Source organism: Aliidongia sp. (genome assembly GCF_035943795.1).
Classification (GTDB): Bacteria; Pseudomonadota; Alphaproteobacteria; order ATCC43930; family CGMCC-115725; genus Aliidongia.
Genome location: NZ_DASZBY010000053.1, coordinates 17,368 through 34,753 on the forward strand (window position 1 = coordinate 17,368; position 17,386 = coordinate 34,753).

16 protein-coding genes are annotated in these 17,386 nt (G+C 67.0%); 10 read left to right on the forward strand and 6 right to left on the reverse strand.

From position 1 onward, the window contains the following. Nucleotides 1-137 precede the first annotated feature (137 nt). From VGV37_RS09350 to VGV37_RS09370, 5 genes are all read left to right on the forward strand, one after another. Complete coding sequence (locus VGV37_RS09350; RefSeq protein WP_326879394.1) at nt 138-1,208, forward strand: HlyD family secretion protein; 1,071 nt, start codon at nt 138-140, stop codon at nt 1,206-1,208. Next, a complete protein-coding gene (locus tag VGV37_RS09355; RefSeq protein ID WP_326879395.1) occupies nt 1,205-2,683 on the forward strand; it encodes an MFS transporter in 1,479 nt (492 codons plus the stop codon). The genes VGV37_RS09350 and VGV37_RS09355 overlap by 4 nt, the downstream gene beginning before the upstream one ends. A 41-nt stretch (nt 2,684-2,724) precedes the next feature. Next, nucleotides 2,725-3,675 (forward strand): aldo/keto reductase, encoded by a 951-nt coding sequence (locus VGV37_RS09360; RefSeq protein WP_326879396.1) that lies wholly within the window; start codon nt 2,725-2,727, stop codon nt 3,673-3,675. Nucleotides 3,676-3,738: 63 nt separating this feature from the next. Further along, nucleotides 3,739-5,394 carry an acetolactate synthase large subunit gene (locus VGV37_RS09365; protein WP_326879397.1) on the forward strand — a complete coding sequence of 552 codons (1,656 nt, stop codon included), beginning with the start codon at nt 3,739-3,741 and terminating at the stop codon, nt 5,392-5,394. Beyond that, complete coding sequence (locus VGV37_RS09370) at nt 5,387-6,778, forward strand: aldehyde dehydrogenase family protein (RefSeq protein ID WP_326879398.1); 1,392 nt, start codon at nt 5,387-5,389, stop codon at nt 6,776-6,778. The genes VGV37_RS09365 and VGV37_RS09370 overlap by 8 nt, the downstream gene beginning before the upstream one ends. A gap of 92 nt (nt 6,779-6,870) precedes the next feature. Here the strand turns inward: VGV37_RS09370 and VGV37_RS09375 are convergent, their stop codons facing one another. Genes VGV37_RS09375 through VGV37_RS09395 form a run of 5 tightly spaced genes read right to left on the reverse strand, consistent with a single transcriptional unit; the run spans nt 6,871 to nt 11,212 of the window. Next, a complete protein-coding gene (locus VGV37_RS09375; protein ID WP_326879399.1) occupies nt 6,871-7,488 on the reverse strand; it encodes a hypothetical protein in 618 nt (205 codons plus the stop codon). Then, entirely contained in the window at nt 7,475-8,308 is an 834-nt protein-coding gene (locus VGV37_RS09380; protein ID WP_326879400.1) for an ABC transporter permease, read from the reverse strand. The genes VGV37_RS09375 and VGV37_RS09380 overlap by 14 nt, the downstream gene beginning before the upstream one ends. 13 nt (nt 8,309-8,321) lie before the next feature. Further along, on the reverse strand, nt 8,322-9,404 hold the full coding sequence (locus VGV37_RS09385; protein ID WP_326879401.1) for an extracellular solute-binding protein: 1,083 nt from the start codon (nt 9,402-9,404) through the stop codon (nt 8,322-8,324). 24 nt (nt 9,405-9,428) lie between these two features. Beyond that, nucleotides 9,429-10,448 carry an ABC transporter ATP-binding protein gene (locus tag VGV37_RS09390; protein WP_326879402.1) on the reverse strand — a complete coding sequence of 340 codons (1,020 nt, stop codon included), beginning with the start codon at nt 10,446-10,448 and terminating at the stop codon, nt 9,429-9,431. Next, the gene (locus tag VGV37_RS09395; RefSeq protein WP_326879403.1) at nt 10,445-11,212 is read right to left on the reverse strand and encodes an ABC transporter permease; all 768 of its coding nucleotides are present in this window, start codon (nt 11,210-11,212) and stop codon (nt 10,445-10,447) included. Before VGV37_RS09395 ends, VGV37_RS09390 begins: the two co-directional genes overlap by 4 nt. A gap of 123 nt (nt 11,213-11,335) precedes the next feature. Between VGV37_RS09395 and VGV37_RS09400 the strand changes: the two genes are divergently transcribed. Next, nucleotides 11,336-12,136 carry a DeoR/GlpR family DNA-binding transcription regulator gene (locus VGV37_RS09400; protein WP_326879404.1) on the forward strand — a complete coding sequence of 267 codons (801 nt, stop codon included), beginning with the start codon at nt 11,336-11,338 and terminating at the stop codon, nt 12,134-12,136. A gap of 246 nt (nt 12,137-12,382) precedes the next feature. Here the strand turns inward: VGV37_RS09400 and VGV37_RS09405 are convergent, their stop codons facing one another. Next, on the reverse strand, nt 12,383-13,315 hold the full coding sequence (locus VGV37_RS09405) for a LysR substrate-binding domain-containing protein (protein ID WP_326879405.1): 933 nt from the start codon (nt 13,313-13,315) through the stop codon (nt 12,383-12,385). A gap of 147 nt (nt 13,316-13,462) precedes the next feature. On the opposite strand from VGV37_RS09405, the gene VGV37_RS09410 reads away from it, so the two are divergent. The 4 genes from VGV37_RS09410 to VGV37_RS09425 are packed head-to-tail and all read left to right on the forward strand — an operon-like array spanning nt 13,463 to nt 17,378. Then, the gene (locus VGV37_RS09410; protein WP_326879406.1) at nt 13,463-14,431 is read left to right on the forward strand and encodes an ABC transporter permease; all 969 of its coding nucleotides are present in this window, start codon (nt 13,463-13,465) and stop codon (nt 14,429-14,431) included. Nucleotide 14,432: 1 nt separating this feature from the next. Then, complete coding sequence (locus VGV37_RS09415) at nt 14,433-15,377, forward strand: ABC transporter permease (RefSeq protein WP_326879407.1); 945 nt, start codon at nt 14,433-14,435, stop codon at nt 15,375-15,377. After that, entirely contained in the window at nt 15,349-16,398 is a 1,050-nt protein-coding gene (locus VGV37_RS09420) for an ABC transporter ATP-binding protein (protein ID WP_326879408.1), read from the forward strand. Before VGV37_RS09415 ends, VGV37_RS09420 begins: the two co-directional genes overlap by 29 nt. Then, entirely contained in the window at nt 16,395-17,378 is a 984-nt protein-coding gene (locus VGV37_RS09425; protein WP_326879409.1) for an oligopeptide/dipeptide ABC transporter ATP-binding protein, read from the forward strand. The genes VGV37_RS09420 and VGV37_RS09425 overlap by 4 nt, the downstream gene beginning before the upstream one ends. Nucleotides 17,379-17,386: the final 8 nt, after the last annotated feature.

Consider the following 17,386-nt stretch of genomic DNA (forward strand, 5'->3'; position numbering starts at 1 on the left):
GTACAAAAATCAATAGGGACGAAGAGCCGCAACGCCGCTCGATTTCGGCCCTCGTTCCCACTGTCGTGGCAGGTCGTGAGATGGACACGCAACTCGATGGAATAATCGGTCGGCCGATACCCGCATCGACCGCCGTCATGCCCGGAAGAACGCTTGGAGATCGGCTACGCCGGCCGCTGCTGTTCGCGTTCCCGATCGTGCTGGCTGCGGCCGCCGCTGCCGGGTATGTCGCAGACGAACCTTATGTCTCGACCAACGACGCCTTCGTCCGGGCGGCAAAGGATTCCGTCAATGCCCGGGTTTCCGGCCAGGTCGTCGACATCGCCGTCGAGGACAATCAGCGCGTGCGCAAGGGACAGCTGTTGTTCCGGATCGATCCGGCGCCCTACCAGATTGCGGTCGAGCAGGCGGTCGCGAGCCTGGGTAGTGCGCGCCTCGAAATCGACGGGCTGAAGGCGAAATATCGCCAGCAACAGGCCGAGCTGCAGTCGGCCAAGGATTCGACCAGCTTTTACGAGCACGAGTACGATCGCAAGAAGGTCCTGGTTGCTTCCGAATTCACCTCGCGGGCGGTCTACGAGCGGGCCGAGACCGACCTCAAGATCGCCCGCCAGACCATCGCGTCCGTCGAACAGCAGATTGCCGGCACCGTCGCGGCCTTGAACGGCGATCCCGCCATCGACGTCGACCGCCACCCGACCGTGCGCGCGGCCAAGGCCCGGCTCGACCGGGCGCAGCTCGATCTCTCCTATGCGCAGGTGCTGGCGCCCGACGACGGCATCGTGACCAAGGTCGACGACCTGCAGGTTGGCGACTACGTCAGTCCGGGCGCCCCCCTGTTCTCGCTGTTGTCGAGCCGGCACATCTGGATCGAGGCGAATTTCCGCGAGACGGACCTGACCCACATGCGGCCGGGCCAGGTGGCGACGATCGACGTGGATGCCTACCCGGGCAGCCCCATCAGGGCACATGTCGTCAGCATGAGCCCAGGCACCGGATCGGACTTCGCGGTTCTGCCGCCCGAGAACGCGACCGGCAACTGGGTAAAGGTCGTCCAGCGCCTGCCGGTGCGCCTCGAGCTCGACGAGATCGACCCGAACCGGCCACTATTCTCCGGCATCAGCGTGACGGCACGCATCGACACTGGCTATCGTCGCACGTTGCGCCATCCGCTCCAGGCGGTGCTGGCGACGGAAATGGCCAAATGAGCGCCGCTCCCGCGTCCGGCAGCCATCGCGCGATCACGGTCGCGGCCCTGATGGCGACCTATATGCAGGCGGTCAACATCTCGCTGCCGAACGCAGCCCTGCCGCACATGCAGGGCATGCTCTCGATGGCCAACGACGAGGTCGGCTGGGCATTTTCCTCCTATATCGCCGCGAGCGTCGTCGTAATGCCGATGACGCGCTGGCTCGCAGGGCGCTATGGCCGGAAGGCGGTCTACCAGGTGTCCCTCGCCATCTTCGCGCTGGGCCTCGTGCTCGACACGCTGGCGACGACGCCCGCCCAGTTCGTGCTCGCCCGGGTCCTCCAGGGGATGGCGAGCGGCCCGCTTGCCCCCTTGTCGCTCGCGATCCTGCTCGACCTGCTGCCGCCGACACGCCATGCCCGGGTCAACCTGATCTGGACGGTGAGCGGACTGCTCGGCATCTGCAGCGGACCGGGCATCGGCGGCTGGCTCAGCGAATATCACGGCTGGCAGTCCATCTTCTATTTCAGCCTGCCGATGACCGGCTTCATCTTCCTGACGATGGTGCTGTCCCTGCCCGAGAAGCGGGCGGAAAAGAACCCACCTTTCGATTTCTTCGGCCTCGCGGCCTTCTCGCTCGGCATGACCGGCCTGCAGATGCTGCTCGATCGCAGCGAGCGCCTGGAATGGTTCGCCTCGCCCGAGATCTGGGCCGAAGCGCTCGCCTCGGCGTCGGGGTTCTACCTCTTCCTCGTCCATGTCGTGACGACGAAAGTGCATTTTCTCGACAAGGCACTGTTCAAGGACCGCAATTTCGTCCTCTCGGCGATCATGTTCTTCGCCGTCGGCTTCGTCCTGCTGCCGACCCTGGCCTTGACCTCGCCAATGCTCGAGGAATTGCTCGACTATCCGGTCGACACCACCGGCTACATGGCGATCCCGCGCGGCGTGGCACTCGCGGGCGCGCTGGTGCTGATGAAGTTCGTTCCGGCGCGCCTCGACAACCGGCTGGTCCTGCTCGGCGGCATGGCGCCCGTGATCTATGCCAATTGGCAGATGCTCGGCTATTCGCCGGCGATGGATTGGCGGCCAGTGGTCGCGACGGGCGTGTTCCAAGGCGCGGGCCTGGGCATCCTGATGCCGGCGCTCTCCAGGGCGGCATTCGGCACGCTCGATCCGAAGCTCCGCCCGGAAGGCACCGCGCTCTTCAACCTGTCGCGCCTCTATGGCAGCACGATCGGCATCGCCGTCGTCCAGATCTTCTTCTACGACAACACCCAGGCCATTCACCTGGCGCTCGCCAAGGGGCTCACCCCCTATCGCGCCGCCGCCCACGCCGCCGGCACCATCTCCCGGCAAGCTTTGGCCGCGCTCAACGAAACCATCACCGGTCAGGCGGCGGTCGTCGCGATCATCGACCAGTTCAAGATCCTGATGATCGTCATGCTGCTCGTGAGCCCGCTCGTCCTGTTTCTCCGCAAGCCCGCCCGATGACGATGAACCGAGATCCTCCGGGCTCAGACAAGGAGCATAAGATGGCCACCCCCGACACGCTTCGCTACACGACGATCCCGCTCGCCCACGGCACCGGCGCCATGCCGGCGCTCGGGTTCGGCACGCTGATCCCCGATCCCGTCGCGACCAGGCAGGCGACCAAGGACGCTTTGGAGGCAGGGTTCCGGCATCTCGACTGCTCCGAGCGCTACCGCAACGAAAGCGCCGTCGGCGAGGCGATGCAGGAGGTGTTCGAAGCCGGGAAGATCCGGCGGGAGGACGTCTTCGTCACCACCAAGCTATGGAACAACAACCATCGCCGGGAGCGGGTGCTGCCTGCCTTCGAGGCCAGCCTGCGGCGGCTGCAGCTCGACTATGTCGATTGCTATCTCATCCATACCCCGTTCGCCTTCCAGCCCGGCGACGAGCAGGACCCGCGGGACGAACATGGACAGGTCGTCTATGACCCCGGCGTGACCTTGGCGGAAACGTGGCGGGCGCTGGAGCGCCTGGTGGACGATGGTCGCTGCAGGTCGATCGGCCTGTCGGACGTCGGTTTGGAGCAGTTGAAGGAGATCGTCGCGATCGCGCGGATCAAGCCGGCCGTGGTGCAGGTCGAATCTCATCCCTATCTTCCCGAGTGGGAACTCCTCGACTTTTGCCGGCAGCAGGGGATAGTCGTACTGGCCTTTGCCGCGCTGGGACATGCGATGGAGCCGAAAGTTACGGAAGACCCGGTCATTGCCGCCATTGCCCGGCGTGTCGACCAGACGCCGGCGCAGGTTGCGCTCGCCTGGGCCGTGCAACGCGGCACCGCCCTGCTGACCACCTCGACCTCCCCTCGCCATATCCAGGAGAATTTCGAGATCTCGACCCTGCCTGACGACGCGATGCAGGAGATCCGTGACGGTGTCACGACGAGAGTCCGCTTCAACGCAGTGGTCGAGACCGGCGTGCCGGGATTCATTCCTCGGAGCAAGCGACCTGAATGATGTTTGGGTAAACACACCCTTTGGCCGCGATCCACGCGGCACCATGCACATGAGGAGATCGTCATGCCGAAAGGCGCTGACCTGCTGGTTGCGGCCCTTGAGAACGAGGGGGTGGATCGCATCTTCGGCATCCCGGGCGAAGAGAACCTGGACGTCGTCGAGGCGCTGAGCAAATCTTCGATCGAACTCGTCCTGACACGGCACGAACAGGCCGCCGCCTTCATGGCCGCGACCTACGGCAGGCTGACGGGCCGGCCCGGCGTGTGCCTGACCACACTGGGACCTGGCGCGCTCAACCTCACGACCGCGGCGGCCTATGCGCTGCTGGGCGCCATGCCGATGATCATGATCACCGGCCAGAAGGGCATCCTGTCGTCGCGGCAGGCGCAGTTCCAGATCGTCGACATGCTCGCGGTGATGAAGCCGCTGACCAAGCTGTCCCGCCAGATCGTCTCGCCCGCCACGATACCGACCATCGTACGCGAGGCGTTCCGCATCGCCGGGCAGGAGCGTCCGGGGCCGGTTCACCTGGAACTGCCGGAAGACATCGCGGCCGCCGAAACCGCCAACCCCGGCATGATCCCGCCCCACCCGGTCGAGATTCCGCTGGCGAGCGACGCCGCCCTCGACCGTGCGGCGGAACTCATCATGAGAGCGGAACGGCCGCTGGTCATGCTGGGTGCGGCGGCATCGCGGCCGCGCTCGAGTTCAGACCTCGCCCAGTTCGTCGTACGGTCGCGCATCCCCTATTTCACGACGCAGATGGGCAAAGGCACGGTGCCGGGCGGCACCGAGCTCTACATGGGCACGGCGGCGCTGTCCGAGCGCGATTACGTGCACGAGGCGATCGAGCGGGCCGACCTGATCATCACCATCGGCCACGACACGATCGAGAAGCCGCCGTTCATCATGGGGGCGAAAGGCCCCCAAGTCGTGCACATCGGCTATCAGCCGGCGAGCGTCGAGCAGGTCTATTTCCCGCAGACCGAGGTCATCGGCGACCTGGGCCCGTCGCTCCGGCTCCTCGCCGACCGGGTGGCGGGCCGGATACCCCATGCCCAGGCCCTGCTGCCGCTGCGCGACGGCATCCTCAGCCGGATCGCCGCGCGGGCGACCGAAGACCGGCCGACGCCGCAGCGCCTCGTCCACGACATCCGCCAAGTCATGCCCCCGGACGGGATCCTCGCCCTCGACAACGGCATGTATAAGATCTGGTTCGCCCGCAACTACCGCACCCAGGTCGCCAACACGCTGCTGCTCGACAATGCGCTCGCCACCATGGGCGCCGGCCTGCCCTCGGCGATTATGGCGGCATTGCTCCATCCCGGGCGCCGTGTCATGGCGGTGTGCGGCGACGGCGGCTTCATGATGAACAGCCAGGAGCTGGAGACGGCCGTCCGGCTGAAGCTCGACCTGGTCGTGCTGGTCATCGAGGACCATGCCTACGGCATGATCCGCTGGAAGCAGGCGGTCGACGGTTTCGCCGACTTCGGCATGACCTTCGACAACCCGGACTTCGTGAAATATGCCGAAGCTTATGGCGCCAAGGGAACGCGGGTGACCGCGATCGGAGAGTTGCGGCCGGCGCTCGAGGCGGCCTTCACCGGCGGGGGCGTCCATCTCGTCGTCGTGCCGATCGATTATTCGGAAAACAAGCGGGTCCTCGTCGACGAGCTGCAGCAGCGGCTGCCCGTGACCCCGGAGGATGACCATGTCTGACCGGTATCAGGTCGTGCAGGCTTTCGACCGCGCCCTCGTCAGGGAAATCCCGACCGACGATGCCAAGGCGCTCGAGGCCAAGCTTGCAACCGCCGCCCGGACGCTGCGGACGCGCGACGCGTGGCTGAAGCCCCATCAGCGCGGCGCCATCCTGCAGCGCGCCGCCGGCCTGCTGGAGCAGCGGCAGCAGGTGTTCGCCAAGCTCATCGCGCAAGAGGGCGGCAAGCCGCTCACCGATGCGCGGGTCGAAGCGGCCCGTGCCGTGGACGGCCTGCGCGATGCCGCGGAAGAGCTGCGCAATTTCGCCGGGCGCGAGATCCCGATGGGCCTGACACCGGCAAGCGATGGGCGGTGGGCCTTCACGACCAAGGAACCGATCGGGATCGTGGCCGCCATCTCGGCGTTCAATCACCCGCTCAACCTGATCATCCACCAGGTGGCCCCGGCGATCGCCGTCGGCTGCCCGGTGATCGTAAAGCCGGCGGCACCGACCCCGCTATGCTGCCTGGAACTCGTGGCGCTGCTGCACGAGGCCGGCCTGCCCGACGGCTGGTGCCAGACCCTGATCACCGGGGACAACGCGTTGGCGGAACGGCTCGCGACCGATCCGCGCATCGCGTTCCTCAGCTTCATCGGCTCCGCCCGGGTCGGCTGGTCGCTCCGCAGCAAGCTCGCCCCCGGCGCCCGCTGCGCGCTTGAGCATGGCGGGGCGGCACCCGTGATCGTCGATCGCAGCGCGCACCTTCAGTCGATCATCGAGCCGATCGTGAAGGGCGGCTACTACCATGCCGGACAGGTCTGCGTTTCCGTCCAGCGCATCTTCGTCCATGAGAACATCAAGGCGGAATTCGTCGATCGGCTGTCGGCCCGGGTCGCGGCCTTGCACGTCGGCGATCCGCTGCTGCCGGAAACGGAGGTCGGGCCGTTGATCCTGCCGCGCGAGGCGGATCGCGTGGCGTCCTGGATCGAAGAGGCGGTGGCCGGCGGCGGGCGACTGATCGGCGGCGGCCGCCTGTCCCCGACGACGCTCAAGCCGGCGATCCTGCTCGAGCCGCCGGGCGACGCCAAGGTCTCGCAGCTCGAAGTCTTCGGCCCGCTGACCTGCGTCTACGGGTTTCGCGAGCTCGACCAGGCGATCGACATCGCCAATTCCCTGCCGGTCGCCTTCCAGGCAAGCGTGTTCTCGAGCGAGATCGGCCCCGCCCTCCGCGCCGCCCGGCGCCTCGACGCCGCCGCGGTCATGATCAACGACCACACCGCGTTCCGCACCGACTGGATGCCGTTCGCGGGTCGCCGCCAATCCGGCTATGGCGTCGGCGGCATTCCCTGGACCATGCAGGAAATGGCCCAGGAGAAGATGCTGGTGCTGAAGCACGACGGGTAGGCAGCTCCGGGACGGCCTGATGGGACCCAGGCAGCACTCCGCGTCATCAACGCCAGACGCGGCGAGCGGTCGTCGGAGCGGAGGGTGCCTGCCTAAATCTTCAAAAGCTCCCGCGCGAGCGCCGCCGGCAACTCCTCCGGCGTGGCCAGATGCACCACGCCATCGACGCGGGCGGCACCGGCGAGACCGAAGACGCGTTTGCCGAGGCGAAGGCCGAGTGCAACTTCCGACAAGGTGCCATGGCTGTCGCCAACCGCGATCAGACAGGCGCCGGCCTGGGCGATGACGGCATTGCGCGCCTCGCCGATGCCGGTCGCGATCGCGACGGTGACGAACCGATTGGCCTGGGTCGGATCACCGTGCGGCAGCAATCCGATGGCGATGCCGCCGACAGCAGCTGCCCCGCGCGCCGCCCCCTCCATGACACCCTGCCGGCCGCCGCACAGCACGGCCAGGCCCATTTGGCCGACGATGGCCCCGGCCTCGGCCGCGATCGCAACTTGCTCCGCCGTCGCCTCGTTCGGGCCGATGATGCCGATCGGGGCCTTCAGCGGATGGCCGCTCTCGCGCTGCAGCCACTGGAGCGCCTGGATCGGATCGGCCGGTTCCGCTTCAGCCGGCAACGATGCCGCTTGCCAGTTGCGGGTTGCCGGCATGTAGGCGCGGCCGTCGTGGAACAGGATGCTGCGTGGGCGGTCAAGGACGAACATGGCGATCCTCGGTACGGGCCGACGCGATCTCGGCGACGGTCATGATGAGCGAGCAGACGACGAGCAGCACGAGCGAGGTCGCCGCGGCCAGCGCGAAATCCGTGCCGGCGTCGGAGACCATACCGTAGAGCCGGAGCGGCAGGATGTTGATCTGGGTCCCGACCAGGGCCAGCGCCGTCCCATAGGTGCCGACGGCGACGGCCCAGACCAGGCAGAAGGCCCCGAACACGGTCGGCGCGACCTGGGGCGCCAGGATGTCCGCGAGCGCCCGGAACCGGCCGGCGCCCAGCGACTGCGCCGCCTGCAACTGCCGTTCGTCGAAATTGACCAGCACCGGCAGCAGCACCAGCACGACCCGTGGCGAGAGGTAATACACATAGGCCAGCACCAGCCCGGCCGGCCCGTAAAGGAACGAGGCGACCACAGCCGGATCGGCGCCGAGCCGAGCCAGCAGCAGGGTCACGAACCCGGCGCGCCCCAGCACCAGGATGAAGCCGTAGGCGACGATCAGGCCGGAGAAGGTGAGCGGCAGGGCCACCAAGACCTGGATCAGCGCCCGGGTACGCGGCGCCATGCGCGCCATGTAGAGCGCCACCGGTACGGCCACCACGACCGCCACCATGGCGGCGGCGATGCCCAGCAGCACCGAGCGCCAGAGCGCGTCCAGCAACCCACCGTCGGCGAAGAAGCGGGCGACGGCACCCTCGCGCGTCGCCTCGATCAGCACCGCACCCAAGGGCAGCAGGAAGAATAATGCGAGCACCACCAGCCCCGGCGAAGCCAGGGCCAGCAGGCGCCCGCGCGTTTCGGTCAGTCTCATCGGGTCGGCCGCTTCACTGGCCGAGCGCCGCCTTGGCCCAGCCGGCATCGACCTCGGCCTTCTTCGCCGCCGCCGCGGCGACGTCGAGCGGCTTCACCTGGGGTGCCGGCGGCAGCTTGGCCGCCACGTCGGGTGCCAGTTGCACGCCCGGCACCGACGGCCGGACATAGCCCTGGGCGAAGATGCCCTGGCCCATGTCGGTCATGATGAAGTTGAGCCACAGCTTGGCGGCGTTCGGGTTCGGATCGTTCTTGACCAGGCTGATGCCGTAGGGGGCCGCGACCGACGCCTCGCTCGGGATCACCACCTCGACGTCATCGCCCATACCGTCGGCATATTTCGCTTTCAAGCCGTCGTTCTCGTAGGAGATCCAGATCGGAATCTCGCCCTTGACGAACTTGGCGTAGGGCGTGGTGCCCTCGACGCGCAGCACGTTGCCGGCCTTGTGCAGCTTCGCGAAATAATCGAAGCCGGGTGCGAGGTTGTTCATGTCGCCGCCCGCGCCGAAGTTGGCGGCGAAGCTCATGACCTGGCCGACGCCCGTCGAGCGCGGATCCAGATAGACCACGTCGCCCTTGTATTCCGGCTTCAACAGATCGGCCCAGCCGTGCGGCACATTCTTGACCAGCTTCTTGTTGACCAGAAAGGCGATGGTCAGCGTGTGGATGGTGAACCACTTGCCGTCCGGATCGCGGAACACGTCCGGCAGCTTCTCGAAATTCACCGGCTTGAACGGGGCGACCACGTCCTTCTTGATCGCATCGTAGGCGGAGGCCGCGAAGTAATAGGCCGTGTCGGCCTGCGGCCGGTTGCGCGCCTTGTCGAGTGCTACGACCGTCGCGCCCGAGCCGATGTCGTTGTAGGTGATCTCGACGTTCGGATAGCGCTTCTTGAACGCGGCGAACTCCGCGGCCCAGTTTGCCCAGGTCGGTCCGGTGTCGAACGAAACGACGATGCCCTCCTTCTGGGCCGCATCATAGAGCGTCTTCTCACCGCCATAGAGCTCGGGCAGGTCCGTCACGGTCTGGGCGAGGGCCGGGATCGAGATCGTCGGTATCGAGATCAGGACGGCGGCGGCAAGGATCAAACGCTTCATGCCAGGTACTCCGTAAAACCAGGGTCAGGCGGATGGGATGAGGCGGATCGCCTCGGGGGGCAGGGACAATACTGCGACCTCGCCGCGCCAGGCGGTTTCGGCCAGCAGCGTGCCGCCCGGGACGGCGAAATCGAGCCGGCGCATCGAGCCCAGGAACCGGTCCCGGGCGACCTCGCCGGCGAACTGGTTCGGCCCGAGGGCCTCGCGCTTGAACGCCTCCGGCCGAAAGCAAGCGGTGACGCGCGCGCCATCGGCATGGTTCCGCGTGTCGCAGGCGAGGAGACCGATCGCGGTTTCGACCCGATCGCCGCGCACGATGCCGTCGAACAGGTTCGCGGCACCGACGAATCCGGCGACGAACCGGTCGGCCGGACGGTCGTAGAGCTCTGCCGGCGTTGCGACCTGCAGCAACCGGCCGTCGCGCAGCACGGCGACCTTGTCGGCAATCGACAGCGCCTCTTCCTGGTCGTGGGTCACGTGCAGGGTGGCGATATTGTTCGCGCGCTGTACGGCACGGATCTCGTCGCGCATGGCGGCACGATGTGCAGCATCGAGCGCCGACAGCGGCTCGTCGAGCAGCAGCGCGCGTGGCTTGAACACCAGCGCACGGGCGAGCGCCACCCGCTGCTGCTGGCCGCCGGACAGCGCCGCCGGTAGCCGGGCGCCGAAACCGCCGAGGCCGGCCCGCTCCAGCGCCTCGCCGGCCAGCCGCCGGCGCTCCGCCTTGGCCGTGCCGCGCAGCTTCAGCGGATAGGCGACATTGTCGATGGCACTCATGTGCGGGAACAAGGCGTAGTTCTGGAACACCACGCCCAGATCGCGGGCACGCGGCGGCCGCCCGGCCATCGGCTCGCCGGCCAAATGGATCGTGCCCGAGGCGGGCTCGAGGAAGCCTGCGATCAGCTTCAGCAGGGTCGACTTGCCGCAGCCGGAAGGACCGATGACCGCGCAGAATTCGCCCGGCCCGATCGTGAGCGAAATGCCGTCGATGCCGCCGGCACCCGGGCCATAACGGTAGGAGAGAGTTTCGACCGCGATGCTCATGCGGCCGCCACCCGTCCGGCGACGGCCGAGCCGGTAGCGCCCAGGACCGCCAAGACCAGCAGCACCATCGTGCCGGCGCAGGCGAAGCCGGTGGCACCATAGAACGCCTGCAGCAGCACGACCGGATAGGTGCGCGTGAGGAAGCCCGCAATGAGGTTGGTCAGCTGAAACTCGCCGATCGAAAAGGCCGCGACCATGATCACGCCGGCGACCAGGCTGTGGCGCAGCGACGGCAGCACGATGTGGAAGAAGCGGGCGGCGAAGCCGGCTCCGAGCGATTCCGCAGCCGCTTCCAACGTGTCGAGGTCCAGGTGCCGGATGTCGGCGACCAGCACCTGCATCAGATAGGGCAGCGCCAGCACGACATGGCCGGCGATCAGCAGCCAGGAGGCGCCCAGGAACGGAAGGTCCTCGGATGAGAACACCAGGATGAAGCCGAAGCCCAGCACCAGGGGCGGCGCGGCGACCGGCAACAGATAGAGCAGGCGCACGGCGGCGCGGACCTTGCGGCTGGCGGCACGATGGATCGCATAGGCGAAGGGCACGGCGATGAGGACGGAGGCGACGCAGGTCGCGGCGCAGACGATAAGGCTGGTCGAGAAGGCGCGGCGGAAGGTGCCGTCGGCCCAGATCTCCAGATACCAGCGGTCGGTAATGCCGCTCGGCAGCAGACTGTTCGTCCAGCTCTCGCCGAACGAGCCGACCAGTAGCAGGACGATGGGCGCTGCCAGATACGTCAGATAGAGCGCCATGATCCAGCGCATGCCCGCCTCTCCCTCTACCTGGCTTGTGTCGGAAAACAGCCATATCATGGAGATATGATCATTTTATGACACAGATTCTTTCAGATTGACCAGATTCTTGTAGTTTGATGTAAGATAACGCTCATGACCATAAATGAAAAGCCATCAAATGATGAGGTCGAGCTCCTCAACGAGCGGCAGGCGGCGTTGCTGGGAATCGTCCAGGCCCAGGGTTTCGCGACCGTCGAGGCGCTTGCCGAGCGGTTCGAGGTCTCGGCCCAGACCGTGCGGCGCGACATCATCCGCCTGGATGAGCGCGGGCTGCTGCAGCGCTTTCACGGCGGCGCCGGCGCGCTCGAGGGCACCGTTCGGCTGGGCTATGCGCAAAAACAGGGCTTGGCGGTCGGCGCCAAGGACGCCATCGGCGCAGCGGCGGCAGCGAGAGTGCCGAATGGGGCAACCGTGTTCCTGGACGTCGGCACGACGGTAGAGGCTGCGGCGCGGGTCCTGGCCGGACATCAGGCTCTACGCGTCTTCACCAACAGTCTCGCGTCCGCCATGCACTTGGCCGGTCGCGCCGGGATCGAGGTCGTGGTGACCGGCGGCACCTTGCGGGGCGCCGATGGCTCGCTGGTGGGCGACGCCACGACCGCGCTCCTGCGGGACCTACGCTTCGATCTGGCATTGATCGGTCTGTCCGGCTGGGACGGGGATGGCGCACCCATGGATTTCGACCTGGAGAAGATCGCCGTGAAGCGCACCGCCGTCGCACGCGCTCGTCAGACCTTGGCATTGTGCGACGCTGGCAAATTCGAGCGCGCCGCGGTGGCGCGCATCGTCCCGGCCGATGCGCTGGCGGCCCTGGTCACCGATCGCGCACCGCCGTCGGCACTGTCGGAGAATCTGAGGCGGAACAGCGTCGAACTCATTATTGCCGGCGCCTGAACAGGGCGCGTCAGGCTCGGCACCCACCCGAGGGAGCGCTGCCACGGATGCCGGGGCAACCCTGATCCCCGCAGTTTCCGCCGTCCGGCAGATCGGTAATTTCCCGCCGTCCGGGGCTCGATCATAACCTCGGAGAATATGCCCTTCACGGTCTCGATCTGGACGAAGCGGGGAGTGACGACCGGCCTGCTGCACGAGTGAAGAACGAAGACGCCACCATGGCACGCCGTGCCGGTGAGTTGTCCGCTATCGCAGCCCTCCGGGGCCGTCCCCATCGACATCCGTCAGAACGCGACGGGCCGTCTCGTGCGCCACCGCCACGAAATCGTCGACCAGACGGGCGTTGCGACCGTCCCTGCTGCGGCAGATCCGGAAGTTGAGCGGGATGGCAGGCTCGAAGCGGCGGGCGACGAGCCGTTCGCCGAATGCCTTCACCATCACCGGATGCACCAGGGAAATGCCGTGCCCGGTCGCGACGAACTCGCAGAGCGTCGATGCCATGCTCGCCACCAGCACGACATTGAGACGAACCCTGTACTCCGCGAACATCTCGGTAACGCGCTGACCGGTGAAGCCTTCGGGGGTGAATGACACGAAGGGCAGCCCGTCCAGGTCGGCCGGACGAACGAGGCTCTTGGCGGCGAGGGCATGACCGGCCGGCATGATGCAGACCAGCGGATGTTCCATCAGCGGCTCGCTCACCAGATAGGGGTTGTCGACGCCCGGCTCGACCAGGCCGACATCCAGCTTACGGGTCACCAGCCATTCCGCGAGCCGTGGCGAACTTCTACTCTCCACGACGCAGAAGGCTTGTGGGTGTCGCTCCAGGAACCCCTTCGTCACCTGCTGCACGAAGCTGCCGGACAAAGCGGGCATCACTCCGATCGCGATCCGCCCCTGGTCCTCGCGTCGGATTGCGTCGACCGCGTTCTCGACCTGCTGCACGCCGGCGAAGATGCGGTCGATCTCGTCGTAGAGGCGCATCCCCCGCTGAGTGGGCGCGAGGCGGCCCTTTACCCTGTCGAACAGCTCGAGGTCGGCATCCGACTCGAGGCTCGCGATCATCTTGCTCATCGCCGGCTGCGACACATGCAGGGCGGCCGCTGCCCGGCTGATGGTCCCATGCTCGATCACGGCTTTGAAGGCCTCGACTTGGCGCAGGCTCAGATGGCGTCGCATGCATAACCTCCAGGAATATATGCCGCAGAATTACGACTTCGACCTTCTGCCGGTCAACGTCTAGCCTGATCTTTCAGCGAGAGGAGGACGCGCATGCAGACCGCCGTGATCGTCATCGGCGCCGGAACGATCGGGAAGGCGCCATAGATGGGTACTTTCCGCTTTATCCTGCGCCGCCTGGCGTTTTCCGCCGTGCTGATCCTGGGCGTCAGCCTCATTCTGTTCGCGCTGATCAATGCCATCGGCAACCCGATCCAGATCCTGCAGGCGGAAACGCCGGGTCTGTCGGATGAGACGGTCGCCGCCCTCAGCAAGTTCTACGGTCTCGATGGCAACTTCATCGACCGTTACTGGTCGTGGCTGTCCGCGATCCTGCATTTCGATTTCGGCACCAGCATCATCTACAACCAGCCGGTCGGCGATTTGCTGCGGGTATGGGGGCTGGAGACGCTGAAGATCCAGCTGCCCGCCATCCTGCTGTCCACCCTGATCGCCACCGCGGCTGGAGTGGTGGCGGCGATGCGCCAGCACGGCTGGGCGGATTTCAGCATCGTCTCTTCGGCCATGCTCGGCCATTCGCTGCCGGGCTTTCTGGTCGGCATCCTGCTGATCCTGATCTTTTCGTACTGGCTGGGCGTGCTGCCGTCCTACGGCGCCTATTCCACCCGCAGCCTGGGCACGAGCGGCGTCGTCATCGACGGGTTGCGGCACATGGTTCTGCCGGTGGCGATGCTCACCGTGTTCAACACCGCGACCCTGACCTTGCTGATGCGGTCCTCGCTGGTGGACGTGCTGCGCCAGGACTACATCACCGCCGCCTGGGCCTCCGGACTGCCGGCACGGCGCGTGGTGCTGCACCATGCCCTGCCCAACGCCTTCATTCCGCAGCTGACCTACCTCGGCACCCTGTTCGGCCTGATGCTCGGCACCGCGCCGGTCACCGAGACGGTGTTCACCTGGCCCGGTCTCGGCGCGCTCTACATCTCCGCCATCCAGCAACTGGACTATCCGGTGATCATGGGAGAGACGATGATCATCACCGTCATGCTCGTGCTGGCCACTTTGCTGACCGACATCGCCTATGTGGCGATCGATCCGCGCATCCGGCTGGCCTGACATGGAAACCGGCCTCGCTTCCTCCCCTCTCGCCGATACCGCCGTGCCCCGGCATCCGCCCTCCGGCGTCTGGCGGCAATCATGGCACCGCTTCCGCCGTAACCGCGCCGGGATGATCGGCCTCGTCCTGGTCGCCTTGGTGGTGGTGACGGCGATCGTCGGGCCGTTCCTGGCACCCTACGATCCCAACGACCAGTCCGCCATGCTGCGCGGCGCCGCACACGCGGCCCCCAGTCTGCGCAACTGGCTCGGCACCGACCAGAACGGCTACGACGTGCTGAGCCGCGGCATCTACGGTGCGCCCACCGCACTGGCGGTAGGCCTGGGGGCGATGGTCATCGCATCCATCATCGGCGTGCTGGTCGGCGGGATTGCCGGCTACCTCGGCGGCCTCGCCGACGAGGCGCTGATGCGCGGCGCCGAGTTCTTCATGATCGTGCCGGTGTTCGTGGTGATCCTGGCCGTGGTACGGCTGTTCGGCATCATGGTCGTCGGCACCGCTCTGGAGCGCATACCGAACCTCAACCTGATGACCATCATCCTGCTGCTGGGCCTGTTCTCCTGGCCACCGATCGCGCGCATGGCGCGATCCGAATTTCTGCGGCTGCGCCATGCCGAGTTCGTCGAGGCGGCGCTCTGCATCGGCACCACGCGCCGGCAAATCCTGTTCCGCCACATCCTGCCCAACGCCTTGCCGCCCCTGATCGTGCTGGTGGCGTTGGGGATCGGCGGCGCGATCCTGGCCGAGGCGATGGTGAGCTTCCTGGGGTTCGGCGACCCGAAATCGATTTCCTGGGGACAGATGCTGTTCTTCAACTACCAGGCTCTGAAGGTGGCGCCCTGGGCATGCCTGGTGCCCGGCTCCGCGATCTTCGTGACCGTGCTCGGTTTCAATCTTCTGGCAGATGGCCTCACCGATGCAGTCAACCCTCGTGTCCGCTCCTGAAACCGCGCCCCCGATGATGGGGCAGCCGGCACCGCTGCTGGCGGTCGAAGGCCTGAAGGTGCATTTCCCCACGCGCGACGGCGTGGTACGGGCGGTCGACGGCGTCGATTTCCAGGTCCGCGCCGGGCAGACACTGGGCATCGTCGGTGAATCCGGCAGCGGCAAGACCATCTCCAGCCTGACGCTGCTGCGCCTGGCACCGCCGCCGGCACGGATCGTGGCCGGCCGGGTGCTGTTCGAGGGCGAAGACCTGCTGCGACAATCCGACAAGCGGCTGGCGCAGATCCGTGGCCGGCGGATGGCGATGATCTTCCAGAATCCCGCCACCTCGCTCAATCCGATCCTCAGCATCGGCCAGCAGCTGACCGAAATCCTGCGCTGGCATACCGGCGCCTCGCACCGGGCGGCACTCGACCGGGCGGCCGAGCTGCTGGCGCTGGTGGGCATCAGCGATCCGGCGGCACGGCTCAAGCAATATCCGCACGAGCTGAGTGGCGGCATGAAGCAGCGCGTCGGCATCGCCCGGGCGTTGCTGTGCGAACCGGCACTGCTGCTGGCGGACGAGCCCACGACGGCGCTCGACGTCACCATCCAGGCGCAGATCCTGGACCTGCTGGCCGAGCTGCGCCAGCGGCTGGCGATGTCGATGGTGCTGGTCACGCACGACATGGGGGTGGTGGCCCGCATGGCCGACCGCATCACGGTGATGTATGCCGGCCGCATCTGCGAGACCGCCGATGCCGCCACGATCTTCAACGCGCCGCAGCACCCCTATACGAGAGCATTGCTGGAAAGCGTGCCGCGGGTGGACCACAGCTACAGCGGCGCGCGGCGCGTGCTGCCCAGCATCGCCGGACGGCCGCCGGATCTGCTGCACGCCCCGCCCGGCTGCCGCTTTCACGATCGCTGCCCGGAAGCTGAGCCCGAATGCCGCCGCGTGATGCCGCGCGAATATCTGCTGGCTCCCGGCCATACCGTCAGCTGCCTGCGCCGCGGCTCGCCGGGAGAAGCCACGCCATGATCCCGCTGCTCGATATTCGCGGCCTGCGCAAGCACTACTCCATCACAAGGCGCGGGCTGATCGGACGGCGCCAGACCCGTACCGTGCGCGCGGTGGACGACGTTTCCTTCGTGCTGCAGGCGGGCCAGACGCTGGGTCTGGTCGGCGAGAGCGGCTGCGGCAAGACCACCACGGCGCGCAGCATCCTCGATCTCGTCCAAGCCGATGCCGGCGAAATCCGTCTCGACGGCACCGACGTCCGCCCGATCCTGGCGGGCACCGACCGCGCCGCCATGCTGGCCGTGCGCCGGCGGATGCAGTACGTGTTCCAGGATCCGTACCTGTCGCTGAACCCGCGCTGGACCATCAACGAGGCGCTGCGCGAGCCGTACCGGGCGCACGCGCCGCAGGATGATCGCGAGTGGGACGGGCGCATCGCCGCCCTGCTGGAAACCGTAGGGCTGGAGCCCCGCAACGGCGTGCGCTATCCGCACGAATTCAGCGGCGGACAGCGCCAACGGGTCGGCATCGCACGCGCCCTCGCGGTGGAACCGGACGTGGTGCTGCTGGACGAGCCCGTGTCGGCGCTGGACATATCGGTGCGCGCGCAGATCCTGAACCTGCTGGCATCGCTGCAGGACCGGCTCGGCGTAGCCTACGTCTACATCTCGCACGATCTGAGTTCGGTGCGGTTCATCTCCACCCACGTGGCAGTGATGTATCTGGGCCGCATCGTCGAGATCGGTGCCGTGGACGAGATCTTCGCGCGTCCGCGCCATCACTATACCGCCGCACTGATCAGCGCCATTCCGGTACCGAGCCCCGGCGCCGTCGATCGGCGCGTGCATCTGCGCGGCGAAGTGCCGAGCGCGATGAACCGCCCGTCCGGATGCCCCTTTCACCCCCGCTGCGCCGCTGCCCTGCCGATCTGCCGCGAGCAGGATCCGACATTGCAGCGGATGGGCACGGGCACCCAGGCCGCCTGCCACAATCCAACCTGATCGAAAGG